The organism is Dyadobacter sp. 676 (assembly GCF_040448675.1).
Classification (GTDB): domain Bacteria; phylum Bacteroidota; class Bacteroidia; order Cytophagales; family Spirosomataceae; genus Dyadobacter.
In genome coordinates this window covers 6,433,397-6,448,609 of record NZ_CP159289.1, presented here as the reverse complement: position 1 = coordinate 6,448,609, position 15,213 = coordinate 6,433,397, and the positions used below count along the sequence as shown (strand labels likewise).

Annotated in this window: 14 protein-coding genes and 1 pseudogene; 7 read left to right on the top strand and 8 right to left on the bottom strand. The window is 51.7% G+C overall.

Annotated features, from left to right (window positions below; translation table 11 throughout):
• Positions 1-473 precede the first annotated feature (473 nt).
• Positions 474-1,808, top strand: coding sequence for a tail fiber domain-containing protein (locus ABV298_RS28300; protein ID WP_353719491.1), 1,335 nt, complete (start codon positions 474-476; stop codon positions 1,806-1,808).
• Between the two features lie 107 nt (positions 1,809-1,915).
• Positions 1,916-2,176, top strand: a complete 261-nt coding sequence (locus tag ABV298_RS28295) for a hypothetical protein (RefSeq protein WP_353719490.1) — start codon at positions 1,916-1,918, stop codon at positions 2,174-2,176.
• A gap of 145 nt (positions 2,177-2,321) precedes the next feature.
• Here the strand turns inward: ABV298_RS28295 and ABV298_RS28290 are convergent, their stop codons facing one another.
• The 4 genes and pseudogenes from ABV298_RS28290 to ABV298_RS28275 all read right to left on the bottom strand — a co-directional run bounded on the left by ABV298_RS28290 (position 2,322) and on the right by ABV298_RS28275 (position 5,280).
• Entirely contained in the window at positions 2,322-3,326 is a 1,005-nt protein-coding gene (locus ABV298_RS28290) for an adenylosuccinate synthetase (RefSeq protein WP_353719489.1), read from the bottom strand.
• 16 nt (positions 3,327-3,342) lie between these two features.
• Positions 3,343-3,486: pseudogene (locus ABV298_RS28285) on the bottom strand (adenylosuccinate synthetase); the annotation flags it as partial.
• Entirely contained in the window at positions 3,486-4,415 is a 930-nt protein-coding gene (locus ABV298_RS28280) for a hypothetical protein (protein ID WP_353719488.1), read from the bottom strand. The pseudogene ABV298_RS28285 and the gene ABV298_RS28280, both read right to left, overlap by 1 nt.
• A gap of 4 nt (positions 4,416-4,419) precedes the next feature.
• Positions 4,420-5,280 carry a hypothetical protein gene (locus ABV298_RS28275; protein ID WP_353719487.1) on the bottom strand — a complete coding sequence of 287 codons (861 nt, stop codon included), beginning with the start codon at positions 5,278-5,280 and terminating at the stop codon, positions 4,420-4,422.
• A gap of 270 nt (positions 5,281-5,550) precedes the next feature.
• Between ABV298_RS28275 and ABV298_RS28270 the strand changes: the two genes are divergently transcribed.
• The 5 genes from ABV298_RS28270 (at position 5,551) to ABV298_RS28250 (ending at position 8,057) form a co-directional block, all read left to right on the top strand.
• Complete coding sequence (locus tag ABV298_RS28270; protein WP_353719486.1) at positions 5,551-5,829, top strand: hypothetical protein; 279 nt, start codon at positions 5,551-5,553, stop codon at positions 5,827-5,829.
• Positions 5,830-5,883: 54 nt separating this feature from the next.
• Positions 5,884-6,264, top strand: a complete 381-nt coding sequence (locus ABV298_RS28265; protein ID WP_353719485.1) for a DoxX family protein — start codon at positions 5,884-5,886, stop codon at positions 6,262-6,264.
• Between the two features lie 373 nt (positions 6,265-6,637).
• Complete coding sequence (locus ABV298_RS28260) at positions 6,638-6,904, top strand: hypothetical protein (protein ID WP_353719484.1); 267 nt, start codon at positions 6,638-6,640, stop codon at positions 6,902-6,904.
• A gap of 44 nt (positions 6,905-6,948) precedes the next feature.
• Positions 6,949-7,524, top strand: a complete 576-nt coding sequence (locus tag ABV298_RS28255) for a DinB family protein (protein WP_353719483.1) — start codon at positions 6,949-6,951, stop codon at positions 7,522-7,524.
• 50 nt (positions 7,525-7,574) lie between these two features.
• Complete coding sequence (locus ABV298_RS28250; protein ID WP_353719482.1) at positions 7,575-8,057, top strand: thioredoxin fold domain-containing protein; 483 nt, start codon at positions 7,575-7,577, stop codon at positions 8,055-8,057.
• A gap of 268 nt (positions 8,058-8,325) precedes the next feature.
• Here the strand turns inward: ABV298_RS28250 and ABV298_RS28245 are convergent, their stop codons facing one another.
• The 4 genes from ABV298_RS28245 to ABV298_RS28230 all read right to left on the bottom strand — a co-directional run bounded on the left by ABV298_RS28245 (position 8,326) and on the right by ABV298_RS28230 (position 14,958).
• Positions 8,326-9,732, bottom strand: a complete 1,407-nt coding sequence (locus ABV298_RS28245) for a mandelate racemase/muconate lactonizing enzyme family protein (RefSeq protein WP_353719481.1) — start codon at positions 9,730-9,732, stop codon at positions 8,326-8,328.
• Positions 9,733-9,905: 173 nt separating this feature from the next.
• Positions 9,906-10,925, bottom strand: coding sequence for a RagB/SusD family nutrient uptake outer membrane protein (locus tag ABV298_RS28240; RefSeq protein WP_353719480.1), 1,020 nt, complete (start codon positions 10,923-10,925; stop codon positions 9,906-9,908).
• Entirely contained in the window at positions 10,897-11,661 is a 765-nt protein-coding gene (locus ABV298_RS28235; protein ID WP_353719479.1) for a RagB/SusD family nutrient uptake outer membrane protein, read from the bottom strand. The genes ABV298_RS28240 and ABV298_RS28235 overlap by 29 nt, the downstream gene beginning before the upstream one ends.
• 18 nt (positions 11,662-11,679) lie before the next feature.
• Positions 11,680-14,958, bottom strand: coding sequence for a TonB-dependent receptor (locus ABV298_RS28230; RefSeq protein WP_353719478.1), 3,279 nt, complete (start codon positions 14,956-14,958; stop codon positions 11,680-11,682).
• Positions 14,959-15,213: the final 255 nt, after the last annotated feature.

Below are 15,213 nucleotides of genomic sequence, written 5' to 3'. Positions count from 1 at the left end.
CGTTATCAGACGGTATTAAACCAATTAAAAAAGATTTAGCAAAAATCCCTGCTATAATTTAAGTTCATTCTGAATGTCAGTTTGCATTTAATACCGTGACCCAATCAATTTCCTATTTAAGCAGAAGCGTCAATACTATCCGGGCACTTTCCCGATACAGCCAATAATCCTTGTTCAGCGATTTAATTATTTAGCCACAACAAATAGCTGAACTACGGAGACGGATATTGCCCAATTCGGGCCATCCCGCCGGGGATTCGGCGGCCGATCCGCACTTATACCGCGGTAGATATTCCATTTACAATTTTTAATAACCGTAGTAATAGTTTTACAATGTAGGGCTATATCTACGATTGTTTTGTACACGTCGACAGAAAATAATTGGACAGAAGTTTTATGTTTGTCCCAGGCTGTTTTATATACATGTCGTCCTCACAACTGTTTGCAGATAGTGAATATTTAAATAACCTTTTATGGAAACAAAACAAATACTGTCAGGGCCTCCCAGTGCAAAAACCTTTTCTTCGGCATTGTTCGCTGCCGGTTTTCTAATCACTTCCTCTGCCGCTTTTGCCCAGGTAAAAATCGGCGACAATCCCACGGTAATTAACGCCGGCTCCGCGCTGGAAATCGAAAGTACCAACAAAGGCTTGCTCATGCCCCGGATTTCGCTGACCAACACTACCACCTGGGGTCTGGCTGGCACACCGGCAGCGGGTATGAGCGTTTACAATACCAATGCAGGCATTACAAGCACTAACACAAGCTATCCAGCTGCCGGCATCGGTGAATATTATTTCGATGGCACCGGCTGGGTGAGCAAGAAAGGTGGTTCGGGTGGCGATATCGATTGGCATATTACCGGTAACGCCGGCACCGACGGCACCCTCAACTTTGCCGGTACAACCGATGCCCAGGATTTTGTATTGAAAGCAAATAATTTTCGGGGACTTCGGTTGAATCAAGCTGCAAAGGGCAGCGTATGGATTGGCGACGACCCGCTGAATGGAAATCCGGCGGTAGCGGACAATGCGCCTCGTTTGATCGTTTCATCCGAATCCAATTTCACAACACTGAATTCCCCTACCGGTGGTAACGGTAAACCTGGAATATTCATTTATAACCACGATCAAACGGCCAATAACTATGCAAATGTGGTCTTTGGTGCCCAGACAGGCAATGGCGCCGCCCAGGTAGGCGCAGCTATTGCGGCCGTGTTCGGAACGCGGGGTTCTACCTTTGAACTACCGGCGGACCTGACGTTTAGTACCAATATTAACATCAACCAGATGACCGAATGGATGCGTATCAAAAACAACGGTAATGTTGGCATCGGTACTACCGCACCCACGCAAAAACTGCATGTAATAGGCAATATCCTGGCCTCCGGAACCATCACCCCGTCCGATATCCGCATCAAGAAGGATATCACCGACAATACCTATGGTCTCAAGGAGGTAATGAAGCTTCGCACCATAGGCTATCGCTATAAGGACCAGGCTTTGGGCCGCGACCACAAAATAGGCTTTGTGGCCCAGCAAATGATAAAGGTCATGCCTGAGTTGGTTACTACGGCCGGCGATTCGCTGAAAACGCTGGGTGTCAACTATGCGGAAATGACGGTAGTCCTTACCAAAGCCATTCAAGAGCAGCAAGCCGAGATCGATGCATTGAAATCCGAAAATCAGACACTTAAAGCCCAGGTTGCGAAAGTGAATGACCTGGCTGAGAAGCTGGCAGATATCGAAGCGAAAATGCACGTAACGTCTGATACCGGTGCTTCCGCACACCCGGGAAACGCGAAATAGAGCCCCCAAGCGTGCCTATAAAGATCACGCAGGTGTCATAAAATAGCTGTATGCCAACCCATTCGTTTCGGAATGGGTTAAAGCAGCCATGTTTAAACAGGTTTCAGATGAGACAAAACTCTATAATTCCGCGCGGGAGAAGGGAATGGATACAAATGGTCGCCGTCGCTACCCTGCTTTTGCCGGTCGATACCGTCCAGGCTCAGGAGGGCAGCGAGGGCAATACGACCATCTTCGGCGGAGAGGAGATGACTTTCTTTGCCGACCACAACTTCGTCACCGGCGGCGGCGCACAATCGGGCGTAATCCTGACCGAACGTGCCACGGGGATTTCGGAGTCCTTAATTTTTCAGGCGGCAACCAACTGATGCGCCTAAACGGCGCATTCTCCACGCATAAAATAGTGGTTAGCAAATAATTTTCAGGTGTTTATCGTAATCTCGACGCGAAAGCAAATGCAGCAAGGGTACACCATTCGGCACACCCTTGCTGCATTTGCGCACCTCATTGGTCTCAGCGCCAGCGGATAATAGTATCGGAAACAGGGCTGTCGTTGATCGTAACCTTTTCCAGCAACGCGATTTGTTTTAAAAACGATTCGCGGTCGGGAGCCGTAAGCACATTGCCGGCCGACAGGTACTGATGGGCCGTCAACTGGTCCAGGCAGGACACCACCATTTGCTTTTCCGATGCTCCCGCATAGTTGGCATCGCATTGCAGCGCATACCGGAGCAGGTCTGTATCCAGAACGCCCGTTCGGAAATCGCCCTGGTGGCCTCCCGCCGCATTCGTCTCCTGCTCGTTACGAATAAGGTTTACCGGGTGGCCTTCGGCGGACATCCAACCGTTCCCGTGCCGCGTCTGATATGCCCTGGTCAGATAATAGATAGTGGCGTCTGGTGCCATACCGTTCCGGCGAAGTATTTCGATAGCGTTTTTACTGGTGGTATTTGATCGCGTTACATTCGGAAAAACACCGAAATCCATATCCAGCAAAATTCCCTGGCCGCCTTCGAAAATGTAGTTTTCGAAACCCATTGCAAACAGTTGCCGCTCGGTAAGCAGCCGGGCCACGTCACGGGCAACAGCCACGTCGCGCAGGAACTGGCCCACGCTCAGTATTTCAAGTTCCAGGGCTTCCAGGCAACACTCATGCCCCCGGGATTTGAACTTACCCCTATAATAATCACGCACCGCTTCCAGTTTGCGCTGAAATATCGTCGGGAAAAATAAATCCTGGGCATAAAGCTTACAGGGTCCCAGATTTCTTTCGACCGTCGCACCAAATCCCACTCCCACCGTGCCGTGCGCCAGATTGGCGCGGTCGTTGACGTTGTAAAATTTGTCGAAAGGAGTGGTAACCATAGCCAGCGGGTCTACAAAGAGGACAGGACTCACGCCCAGCCGTTCCAATGCCTTCAACTCCCGGGCTATGCCCGTCGGGTCGATGGTGCAAAACCGCGAAAAAAATACAGGCGCCCCCCCGGAAAGAGCCGGCACCGAAATTGGAGAATACATGCCGGCGGCCATCGGAATGCACCACAGTGTGCCCGCATTGATGGCCGCCGTTAAACCGGACCACAACCGGGTTTGCGAGCTGTGACGAAAGATAATCGGTAAAAACGCCTTTCCCTTCATCACCATAGCCAAGGCCTAAAACGATGTGGTTTCCTGCCATTACAATGCGATAATGCCCGATGTGCCGTGATCGCGGCGAACGAGCGAATCTTTTACCGAAACGAGCGCATTCGAAACCGACCGGCGTGTCTGCGCATCAAAGCCGCTCATGGCAATGTCGGGGCTCACACCTTTGACCAGCGCGACCGTCGTCGCGATAAGCTCGGCGATATTGTTCTGGTCTTCCAGCACGAGAAAGCGTTCCCCGAGCAGCGCCTTCCATTGCGAGAATACGAAATGGTCGTTGCGATAGCTGGCTTCGTTGGCATGGATGTGAAAAACGAAATACGACCGGCAGGCCTCGTTCAGTACCGACGCCGCCGAAAGTCCCTCCTTTCCTTTGTACCCACATTTGGCCTGTAACAAATCCGCCGCCATGTGGTCGTGGAAACCTTCGTCGCCGATGGTGAAAAGAAAGCCCTTTTCCTGCCTCTTCTCAAACGAATCGATCGAAGTGTGGCGCGCCGCGAAATACCAGGCCAACGGATAACTTTCGCGGTTCTGCCCTCCGCCACCCCTCTCTATAAAAATCTTTGAAAGGCAATCGTCGAGCTCGATAGTCCCCGATTCGAATTGCCCGACCTGCAACGGATAGTCGTCGGAAATGTGATCGCCAATAGCCATAAACATGATCTGCGGGTCCAGAATACCGTTACTGATCAGGGTGTTCATCAAAGCTCCCAGTTTGTTTTTGATCAGATTCTCTGGAATCGACCCCATCGATCCCGTTACATCCAGCGCCACGATGATCGGTACCGAATCGGGATGTAAATGCGAGTCGCGCGATTCGCGGACGTCCACATTCTCGGGAGAAAGGTCCGGATGGATCACGCCAAGTCTATTTTGGGTGAAATTGTCGTCGATCGATCGGTTTTTGCGCATCCGGCTTACACTGTCGTAAGCATCGTCGCTCCAAGATGAATAACCCATTGTATCAGATATTTAAGTGTATGAATTGTGACCGAAAGTTTTTGTCGAGCATTTCGCGGTATTTTTCGTAGCAGCTCAGCGAGTCGTCGTCCGCACCCAAGAGAAAGTCGACAAACTCGCGGTGATGCGTCCTTATCAGGGCGTTGCCCAGCCCCGACCGATCCCCTAGGAGATAGGCGCCAACCCGCTTCACCATTTCGAGGTCCGCGTTTTCGGTTGCTTTCTTGCTGTCCAGCAGCGAGCCGGGGTACCAGTGACGATAAGCGGCAGAAATGGTGGAAACCCTGCTATCCAGCGCAACCGCATGGTAAAACCCCGCTACCGCTATGCCGTGCGTCTCGGGTACAAGCATGACGTGTGCGGGCGTCAGGCCCAGATGCGCCATGCCCAGCTGACGGTGGAGCAGCATGCAGAATTCCAGCAACCGCGAGACGACCCAGTTCACGTGTTCCTGGGGCAATGTTAGATTCACCAGCGGAATCGCCCGTTGGTCAAGCAACAAGCTCCGGTCCGAATCCCAGACGTAAGGCATGTACCTCTTAAGATGTGCGCCCGCACCGGCCATCACCTGCTGCTGCTTTTGTTTCGCGGCGGCGATTACGAATTCTTCTCCCCGGTATTTAACCCAGAAATCATTTGTCAGAAACTCGCCGGAATCGTCTGTATAAGGACTGCCGTCCGTAAAATGGCGGTGCATTGCCAGCAAGCGATTGGTAGCTTCCTGCGCTTGCGGGTGTTTGCATTTGTCCGGATGAATGGTTTTCAGAATATCCTTGAATTGCAAAACCGAGCCGTTGTGCTGCTTTAATTCATTGAAATGGGTGGCACGCATTACCCGGTCGATCATCTCGATTTCGCTAATCATAAATGTCAGATATCATTGTGCGGCCGTTCAGGTAACGGCCGACCAGCAAGCAATGTATCTGAATTACAGTTATTCAGTTCGCGTAACTGATCGTCCGGAGAGTATTAGTTAGTAACCGGAAAATATCCTTTCGATACGTTTGTCACAATCCCCCCCCTGATAATGTCGCAAATCACATCTGTTTTTGTTCGCCGAACCCGCTTAGTTTGTAGCATCGGAATAATGTCAGGCGCGGTGTTCGAAAACACACTCAAAAACACTGAAAGCACAATGATTGAAGTATTCAAAACAAACGTAACGAAACAAAGCCAGGCGAAACTCCTGGCCGACCTGATCTGTCTTTCATTTACCGGATACCGTGCCAGTTTCGATCTCGAAGATTGCGACAAGGTGCTGCGCATCGCCTCTGATGGCGGAGAAATCTGCAACGCAGGTGTAAAAGCGCTGCTGGAAAGCTTTGGCTACCGGGCAACCGAACTGGAAGAGGACCCCGCGCCCGATGCGACGGTCATCGAAACGAATGAAGAAGCGTACGAGTTACGTATATAGCTTACCGAATACCCCTTAACATTCATTCTTTTTAACTACCAAACTACATCAACTATGAAAAAGACGAGAATTATCTTCTGGATTGCAACAGGACTGCTGGCGATCATGCTCGGCATCGGTTCGATCTATGACGCCATTTCGGCTCCCGAAGCGGTTGAACATGTCACACGCATCGGTTATCCCGCCTACATCGTGCCGTTCCTCGGGGTCGCTAAACTCCTCGGTATCATCGCCATCCTGGTCCCCGGTTATCCGCGGATCAAGGAATGGGCGTACGCAGGTATCTTTTACGACCTGCTCGGCGCGTTCTATTCGCATATCGCAGTCGGCGACGGGCCCGATATGTGGGCAGGCTTTATCATCGGCTTCGCCCTGATCGCGACGTCTTATATTTATTACCACAAATTGCAGCGACAAACCCTGGCTGCCGCCTAGCATATCGGCGCGGCCGTCGCAATCCGGCTTTTTTCCGATATTATTCAAGCAGGCCGCAAACCCGCCTGTACTTGTCATCGACCCTGTCATCTAAACAAATTTCCCATGAAGATTATCAAAAAGATCCTGTTTGCTATTGCCGGTATCATTGTGCTGGCACTGGTCGTCGCGTTGTTTGTAAGCAAAGAATACACCGTCAGGCGGGAGATTACTATCAGCAAACCCAGCCACGAGGTCTTTGATTATGTCAGGTTCGTGAAAAACCAGGAGCATTACTCCAAATGGGTCATGATGGACCCGAAAATGAAAAAGGAAACCAGGGGCACCGACGGTACCGTGGGCTTCGTTTACGCCTGGGACAGCCAGATGGACGGTGTCGGCAAGGGGGGAACAGGAAATCAGGCAGATCGAGGACGGCAAAAAGCTGATTCTGGATGTCCGGTTTATCAAACCATTCGAAGGGCTCGCGGTAACCGAAATGACAACCGAAGCCATCGCGCCCGCGCAAACGAAGGTTGCCTGGGGCATGAGCGGCAAAAGTGCTTACCCGATGAATTTGATGAATGCTTTTATCGACGGCATGCTCGGGCCCGACCTGGATGAAAGCCTGGCAACCCTGAAAGGCATACTTGAAAAATAGCACCTGGTTATACGAATCCATCAACAATTAAATCCAATAAAGCTATGTCGACAAATCAAACCGACCAACCATTCGTTGAAACCAAACCGAGCGACACTATGGACAGGCGTCAACTTCTCCGCGAGCTCGATGCAACGGAGCACGACTTTTACTCGGCCCTCGCGTCATTCCTGCCGCACCAGGTCAATGTGGTGCCGTTTGAAGGCAGCTGGACGGCCGGTCAGGTCGCAGAACACATTCTGCTTGCCGAATCGGGCATTCCGGAAACCGTACTCGGCTCGACCACCGAAACCGACCGTCCGGTGGCGCAATATGTACCGGTCATCGAGTCGATATTCCTCGATTATTCGGCCAGATACCAGTCGCCCGAATTCATCGTCCCCACCTCCGGGCCGCACGACCGGCAACAATTGCTGGAAGCATTCAAAACCGAACGGGCGGCAATCCGCAAGATCGCAGAAAACGAAGATCTCACGCTCACCTGCACCGATTTCGAATTTCCACAAATTGCGAATCTCACACGCTGGGAATGGCTTCAATTCGTTCTTTGCCATTCGAAAAGGCACACCCGCCAGTTGCAGAACATTTTCCGGAAAGTTACCGGCCGGGCAGAGGGATAGTGGGTTAAAGATTCGATAACTTGCGGATTCATTTTATTACCATCAGTATTATGTTCCGTAAATTATTGCTTCTGTTCCTTTTGCTGACGGCGTCCCGGGGCTTCGCCCAGAACGCCGCCAGCAGTAAAAAGATAGCTCCCTTTCAGATCCGGTTGGTCAGCGGCCAGCAGTATACCTCGTCCCAGCTTGCCGCCGGACCGGTGGTGCTCATTTACTTTTCGCCGGACTGCGAGCATTGCCAGAATTTCACGAAGGACCTGGTAAAAAATTACAACGTGGTTGCCAACAAGCAGGTAGTGATGGTCACATTCCAATCGATGGAAATGCTGAAACCGTTCGTAAGCCAGTACAGTCTCGGTACATATCCGAATTTCAAAGTCGGAACGGAAGGGACTTCCTACCTCGTGCAGCGTTATTATCAGATCCGATCGTTTCCTTACATTGCCATTTACGACAAAAAGGGCAATCTCGTGAGGACATTCGAAGGCGAACAGCCGCATTCGGAGATTTTCAAGGCGTTAAAGCAAATCTGACGGCGATCATTTCCCGCATTTTATTTAAGTTGCGAACCAATGCCAGATAGTGTTTGCTGTTTGGCATTGGTTTTATTTCACCCTTATCTATCCGTTCCCCAATGGGCCTCCTACCCCAGCTTGGAAGACTGTGTAAGTCCGCCTGATGGCGTTAAATCGACAGGCTCCCGGGACGCGCATGCAAGCAATATAACACGCTGCCGTACCAATCTTATTTCGTTCACAAAAAACGGTTACTTGATTTTCAGGCGGAGTTGTACCACGCCCCTCAGCCATTAAACATAGCCTCGTAATGTGCGGACGGTGCCAGAATGCCGCCGCTTTCGGCATAGAATGATTTGTCGGTAAGGTAAACGCCTTTTTGTGTTTTAGTCCAGCTACCGTTTGCCATCGGGTGGAAGGTCATGAGCTTGTCCCAGTTTTTGTAGTATTGGTGGCCGTTCGTTTCCTGCAACCCCACCGACATGCCCGGAAACGGCTGCAAGCGCGCCGCCACATTCTTGTTCCAGTCCACCAGAATAGGGTTCACGGTAAGGTCGGCACAGAAGCAGGGTACCTTTTTTTCATAAGCCAGCTGGGTGATTTTCATCGTCATGCTCAGCGTTTTCGCAATGGCCTTGACGGCAATAGCCGAATAGCCCAACTCGATGCGGTGTGCGGCGTCCTCGACCGTATGCGCGCTCTCGTCCGCCGCCACCCGTACGCCCAGGTCGCCCACGAAGGTTTCGTTGCTTTCCTCGAAAGGTTCCTCGATCACCGCGATCTGGTCGAAAGCCCCGATCTTCCGGGCATGGTCCAGGAAGCGCATCAGCGTTTCCTTTTTCTCATAACGGCCGTTTGCGTCGAAATAATAGGGTATTTTCCCATTCCGGGTATAGGGCGTCTCGTAATGCCCGATAGCCTTATGCACGGCCGTCAGGAAGGCAATGTCCTTTTCGATCATTTCCTGCTGCGTTCCTGCCGCGCCGGTTTTAAGTTTTAGTATGAAATAACCTTCGTCGGCGGCCTGTTTGATGCGCTCGGGCGAAGTCCCGACGGCGAACGACGGAATACTTGCCACTTTCCCGTGCCGGTACGACAGGCCCGGACGGTAGGCGGCCGGCACCATTTCGTCGAACTGTTTCATACCATTCTCCTGCGCGTACAGCAGCCAGGCTGCATTATCCACGCAAACGAGGGCATTCAATGCGAATGTTTTGCGCAAATCGGCGTTGCCGGTGATCTTTTTTCCATAAGCGAGCACTTCCGGCAAAATATCATCGAGGAGCTGTACGGGGTCGGTAAACGACGTCCCTTTGATCATCTGTAAAGCCCGTTCGCTCATTGCGTACATCAATGCATTCCCCGCACTTTCCGAATGCGCCGCGAATACCTTCGAATCCGACCACAAAACCCCTTGCGTCCCCAAGCCGATCTTTTTAATGCCTGAATCCGATTCGAGCATGGCGACGGCCTGCCAGCTGTCGGTAATGGCGCTGCCTTTGAAACGATACGGATTTAAAGGTTCCCTCTCAAAATTGGAACTGACATTCTTGACGGTGATCTTTTTCACGGATGGCTGTGGTATTGGGTTCAGGATGTGGTTTTCGGGCGTAAATATACCGGCCGCCGCCAGCATACCCGCACGACGGGCGAATTCGCGGCGTGAGAAATGGTCAGGTTTTCCGGAAATCATGGTTCAGGTGATGTGTTTCAAAAGGTCAGACTTCATAAGCGGCCGCTACCCTGACCCAATATCCGAATTTTATCCGCTTTTAATGCATCAAAATATCGATAATAAACAAAATCAGCCGGCTTCTGCGGAGACCGGCTGATGTGCATTACACTATGAGAATTTAACTAAACTTTTTACTGATAACCCGGATTCTGCCGCAGGGTCGCCTTGCCGTTGACGGTACTGAGGTCTATCTGCGTTTGCGGAATAGGGTAATACTCGTTCTTGTTCGGAGTGAATTTCATCCCGGTTACTTCGGTAACTTTGGTGACTTCGTAGGCGTAATAGGCATTCAGGAAACTATCGGCCAGTCCCCAGCGTACCAGGTCGAAAAAGCGGTGGCCCTGCATCGCCAGTTCAAGTTTCCTCTCGAAATAGACCGCCTTTAAGGCATATTCCTTCCCGCCCGATTTGAAATTGCCTTCCGGGTAAAGCTTGATCAGATAATTAGCGGCGGGCGTCGTCGAAAAGCCTAGTTCTGGTTTGGAATCGTCCTTGTATTTATAAACAAAGCCTTTCGGGTTCGCTGCGCGCATGCGTACGCGGTTCACATAACCCTGTGCCGCATCCAGGTTACCGAGCTGCGCCTCCGCTTCGGCGGCCAGTAAAAGGACATCGGCGAAACTGATCACATTATAGTTGATGGCCGAGCCGGGCGCCCAGGCTGATCCATCGTAATAGAGGTTTTTGGTGGCATTCCAGTAGATATTTTTCAGATTTACATAAGGCCCCGTCGCCACGGAATTGCGTATCCAGTCGTTGCCCGGCATAAGCCCCCAATCCTTGAACGGAATGCCTCTTCTGCCCGCCGTCCAGTCGAGCCGCGGATCGAGTGTACCGGCATCGGGCGTGAATGGCTGGCTCGACAGAATGCCAATGTCGGCTTTCACTTCGTGCTTGTTGTAGTCGTCGAGATAAGGCAGCCCGGTAGCCGGATTGGTACGAAAGGAATTGACGAGGTCTATCGACGGCAGGAAATTGCCACAGCAACCGAACGGGCTGTTGATGGGAAAGTTGAGCATACTTCCCTGGTTTGCCGTCGCGATGGTTCCATTGCCAACGTTCGCCGACATGTCTATCGAGAACAATGCTTCGGGACTCTCCAACTCTTTTTCGGGGCGGTGATTATCCTCGAACTCCGGGTTCAGGTCCACTTTTTTTACCCCGGCTTGTAATGCCGCCGTTTATTACCAGGTCGAAGTTCGCTTTGGCCTCCGCATACTTTTTTTGATATAGACAGACTTTTCCAAGATAGGCCTGGGCGGCGGTTTTATTGATCCTTCCCGCTTCCGGTTGGGTCGATGGCACATTTTCTACGGCATATTTGAAATCCTCCTCGATCATCGGCCATATGTCCTTATCGTTCGGCTGCTTGAAATCCGTCGTATGCTCGTCGATCCACGGCACCATATTGTACATGCGTTTCAGTTCGAAATAGTAATGCCCGCGCAGGAACCGCGTCTGCCCGACGATGTTTTTGAGCTCGGCGTCCGTCAGGTCCTTTGTTTTCGCAGCTACCCTCAAAACGGCGTTGCAACGGCTCACACCGGCATAACTGGCCTTCCAGCGCTCGTTCAGGAACTCGTTGATCGGCTCTACGCTCGTCGACAACGGCATCGCGTGCGACTCGCCACCATAGCCGCTTCCGTAGATCGCATTGTCGGGACCTACCGCCCAGGCGGTCCCGCCGTTGATATTCAAACCATAATTACCCTGACCGTCGAGCGCCGCATAGGCACCGATCAGCAGCGAATTAACACCCTCTCTGGTGGCCAGCATATCTTCGCCCAATGCGCCCTGGGGTGTATAATCGAGGAATTCCTCTTTACAGGATTGCAGCGACAGGCCGGCAGTCAGGCAAGTCAGCAGTATTGTCTTAAATGCTTTCATATATTGTTCTGAAAAAAATTAGAAACTGACCTGAACGCCGCCAAGAAACTGGCGATCGTTGGGGTACATCCCTTTATCCACCCCGAAACTCGTTGCCGAGCCACCTATTTCCGGGTCCAGCCCCAAGTATTTGGTCAGCGTGAACACATTCGCCGCCTGCACGTAAATCCGGAAGTTCGACACGTTGATTTTCGAAAGCAGCCTGGCCGGGACGTTGTAGCCGAGCTGGATGTTCTTGAGCCGCAGGTACGAACCATCTTCGACGTAATACGAAGTCGGCGAACCGTTGGTGGCCGCGGTCATTTTCGTTTCCTGAATCGGCAGTGTCGCATTTTTGTTTTCGGGGGTCCATGAATCGTACAGCGCGCGCTTGCTTTTGGCTTGAACAAAGGAGGCGTAGAAATCAGTGGTATATCGAAGTTGGTTCCAAATGTCCCCGCCCTGCACACCATAAATGAATGCGCTGAGATCGAACTGCTTATAAGTCAATCCGATGTTCAGGCCGTAGTTGAAGTCGGGGTTAGGGTTTCCGAGAAAGGTACGGTCGTCGGCAGTGATGATGCCATCACCATTAACATCCTTGAACCGGAAACGGCCCAGGGCCTGATCGGTCTGATATACGGCTTCCGCATTGCCGGTAACCTGCCGGGCCTGCTCGTTGGCTTGCTCCAGTTCCTGCGTGCTATTCCAGAAACCGGTAATCCGATAGCCGTAAAACGACCCGATCGGGTGGCCTACTTCGTTGCGCACGTAGTTGATACCATTCAGCGCGCGGCCTGTCGAGAAGAAATAATTGGTGTTGTCGGTCACCCGGGTAACCTTGTTTTTATAGGAAGTAAATGTAGCGCCCAGATCGAGCCGGAGGTCTTTCGCGAGGTTTTTGTGAAAGTTAACCGACAGGTCGACGCCCCGGTTCGTGGTACCGGCGATGTTCACAAAAGGCACGGTACCAGGGCCCTGCGTTCCCACTACCGCCGGGTTATAGAGGAGGTCTTTAATATCCTTTCGAAAATAATCAACCGAAAGGTCAATCATCCCGCTCAAAAACGTGGCGTCGATCCCGATATTGGCATTGATATTCCGCTCCCATTTCGCATCCGGGTTACCTATTTGCCCCACCTGAAAGCCCGGTTGATTGGAATTGTTCGTCCGGCCTATATCGTAATACGAAGCGGCCTTGTCCATAATGAATGTGTAGTAGCCATTATTCGCATTGACATTCAACTGATTACCCATTACACCCCAGCTTCCGCGTACTTTCAGGTCGGCCAGCCATTTGGCGCCTTGCATAAAACTCTCCTCGGAAAGCCGCCATCCCGCGCTCACAGAAGGGAACCAGCCATATTGGTACCTCACGAATTTGGAAGAACCATCGCGCCGCAAGGTCCCGCTGAGCAGGTATTTGCCTTTAAATGCATAATCCAGCCGCCCGAATTGGGAGTTCAGCGATTCGAAACTCCGGCCGCTGTAATTGCTCTGGATGCCCGAGCCGGTCGATAATGTGGTGTAATTGGGGTCGAATGTATAGTAGTCGCGCGTGGTCCCGCCCAGGTTTTCGAAATACGATTTATAAGCCTCATTACCCAGGACGACGGTGATGTCGTGGACACTGCCAATCATTTTTTTGTAGGTCAATGTATTGGTCCAGGTCCACGCGTAACCGTTCGAGGAGCCCTGCGTAAATGCATTATACTTGGTATTTTCGTTGTTTTCGTACGTTGGATAAACGAACGACCTCGACGTGCCCGAATACATTTCTCCTCCGAAATTCGTCCTGAATGTGAGGCCGTTCAGCACGTCCACTTCGGCAAACAAATTGCCGAAAAGCCTGTTGCCGAGCGTGCGGTTATCTTTCAGCCGCTCCAACGTTCCCACCGGGTTGTTCCCGTTGTAGCCCGTCCCGAAAATACCCGCGTAATTACCCATAATGTCGTGTACCGGGAATATAGGCGCCATTTGGGAGGCCGTCTGGACAATGTTCAGGTCCGACAACTCGGTTTGTTGGGGATTGCTGGTGATCGTGTAAGTGAGGTTTTCGCCGATACGTATCCGCTTGCTGACGTTGAAAAGTGTATTGGCCCGGAGGTTGTAGCGTTTCAGGTACGTGGAAAGCATGGTGCCCTGCTGGTTGAGATAATTGAGGGAAATCATATAATTGCCCTTATCCGTCCCACCGCTCACCGAGAGGTTATGGCTCGTATTGACAGCCGGCTTGAAAACCTCGTGAAACCAATCGGTACCTTCTTTATTGGCCCGGATAATGCGGTAAAACTTGTTGTAATCGTCGTCCGTCCTGAAATTCGGGTTAATGTAATATTTGGCCGGGTCCACTGCCGGATCACCCTCCATTTTTCCCAACGGGTAAATGTAGTCGGGAATGACCGGTTCGGGGCCGGAACCGTAAATCGGGTCGTTGATCGCCAGGCCCGAGTTCTTGTTGGCGATCCAGCGCAATTTGGCCTCTTCGGCCGGGCTCAGCAAATCCCACACGTTCCCCGGTTTGGGCACCTGCACGCCGTAGTAAGCATCGTACTGAACGGATACCTTGCCCGTACCTTTCTTGGTGGTAATGATGATTACCCCGTTCGAGGCCCGCGAGCCGTAAATGGACGCCGCACCGGCATCTTTCAACACCTGAATGGACGCGATGTCGTTGGGATTCAGATTGGTGCTGTTCTGTGTCGGCACACCGTCCACAACATACAGGGGCGTATTGTTTCCGAACGTGTTGATCCCCCTGATACGCACCTGCGGTTCCGCGCCCGGCTGTCCCGAGGAAATGACCGTCACGCCCGACGCCTGTCCCTGCAACAAGCCGGAAACCAAGCCATTGGGCTGCCTGGTGATGTTTTTTACATCCACTACGGATACCGAGCCGGTGATGTCCTTTTTCTTTTGGGTGGCATAAGCCGTTACCACCACCTCGCTGAGTATTTTGGTGTCCGGTAGCAACTGTACATTGATTTCGGACCGGTTGCCGATCGCGACTTCCTGCGATAAATAACCGATAAACGAGAACATCAGCGTGCCGTTTTCAGGAACCGTGAGCCGAAAGTTTCCCTCCGGGTCGGTTGTAGTACCGACAGACGTTCCTTTCAGGATCACGTTCACGCCTACGAGCGGCTCGTTCTTGTCAGAAAGCACTTTTCCGTGTACCTCCGCATCGGCATTAGCGGTGTGCCCCGCCGCCGGCCTTGCGGGCCCCCATGCCACGGCAGCGTCCGTACAGCAGCATGCAAAAGCCGCCAGAACAATACACAATGCCTGTTTTCCTGGTGAGTAGTTCTTTAATTTCATAAATGAACAGAAGGTTTTAAAAATGATAGAATAGAACGTGCCGGATTGGACTCTGCCGGGAAAAGTTCGGCGCAAGAATTGTGTCAATCAAACACTTTGATGGTAAGATGAAAGAATATTTAACTATCTGTTGCTAAAACAGTTAAAAAATTTCCGCAAACCTTTCCGCAATCCTTTGCAGGATCAGGCCGATATTGGTCAGGTTCTGATTTTGAGCGCGGGGGAAAAAGAAACGAGCCGCCTCCGACTTGAAGG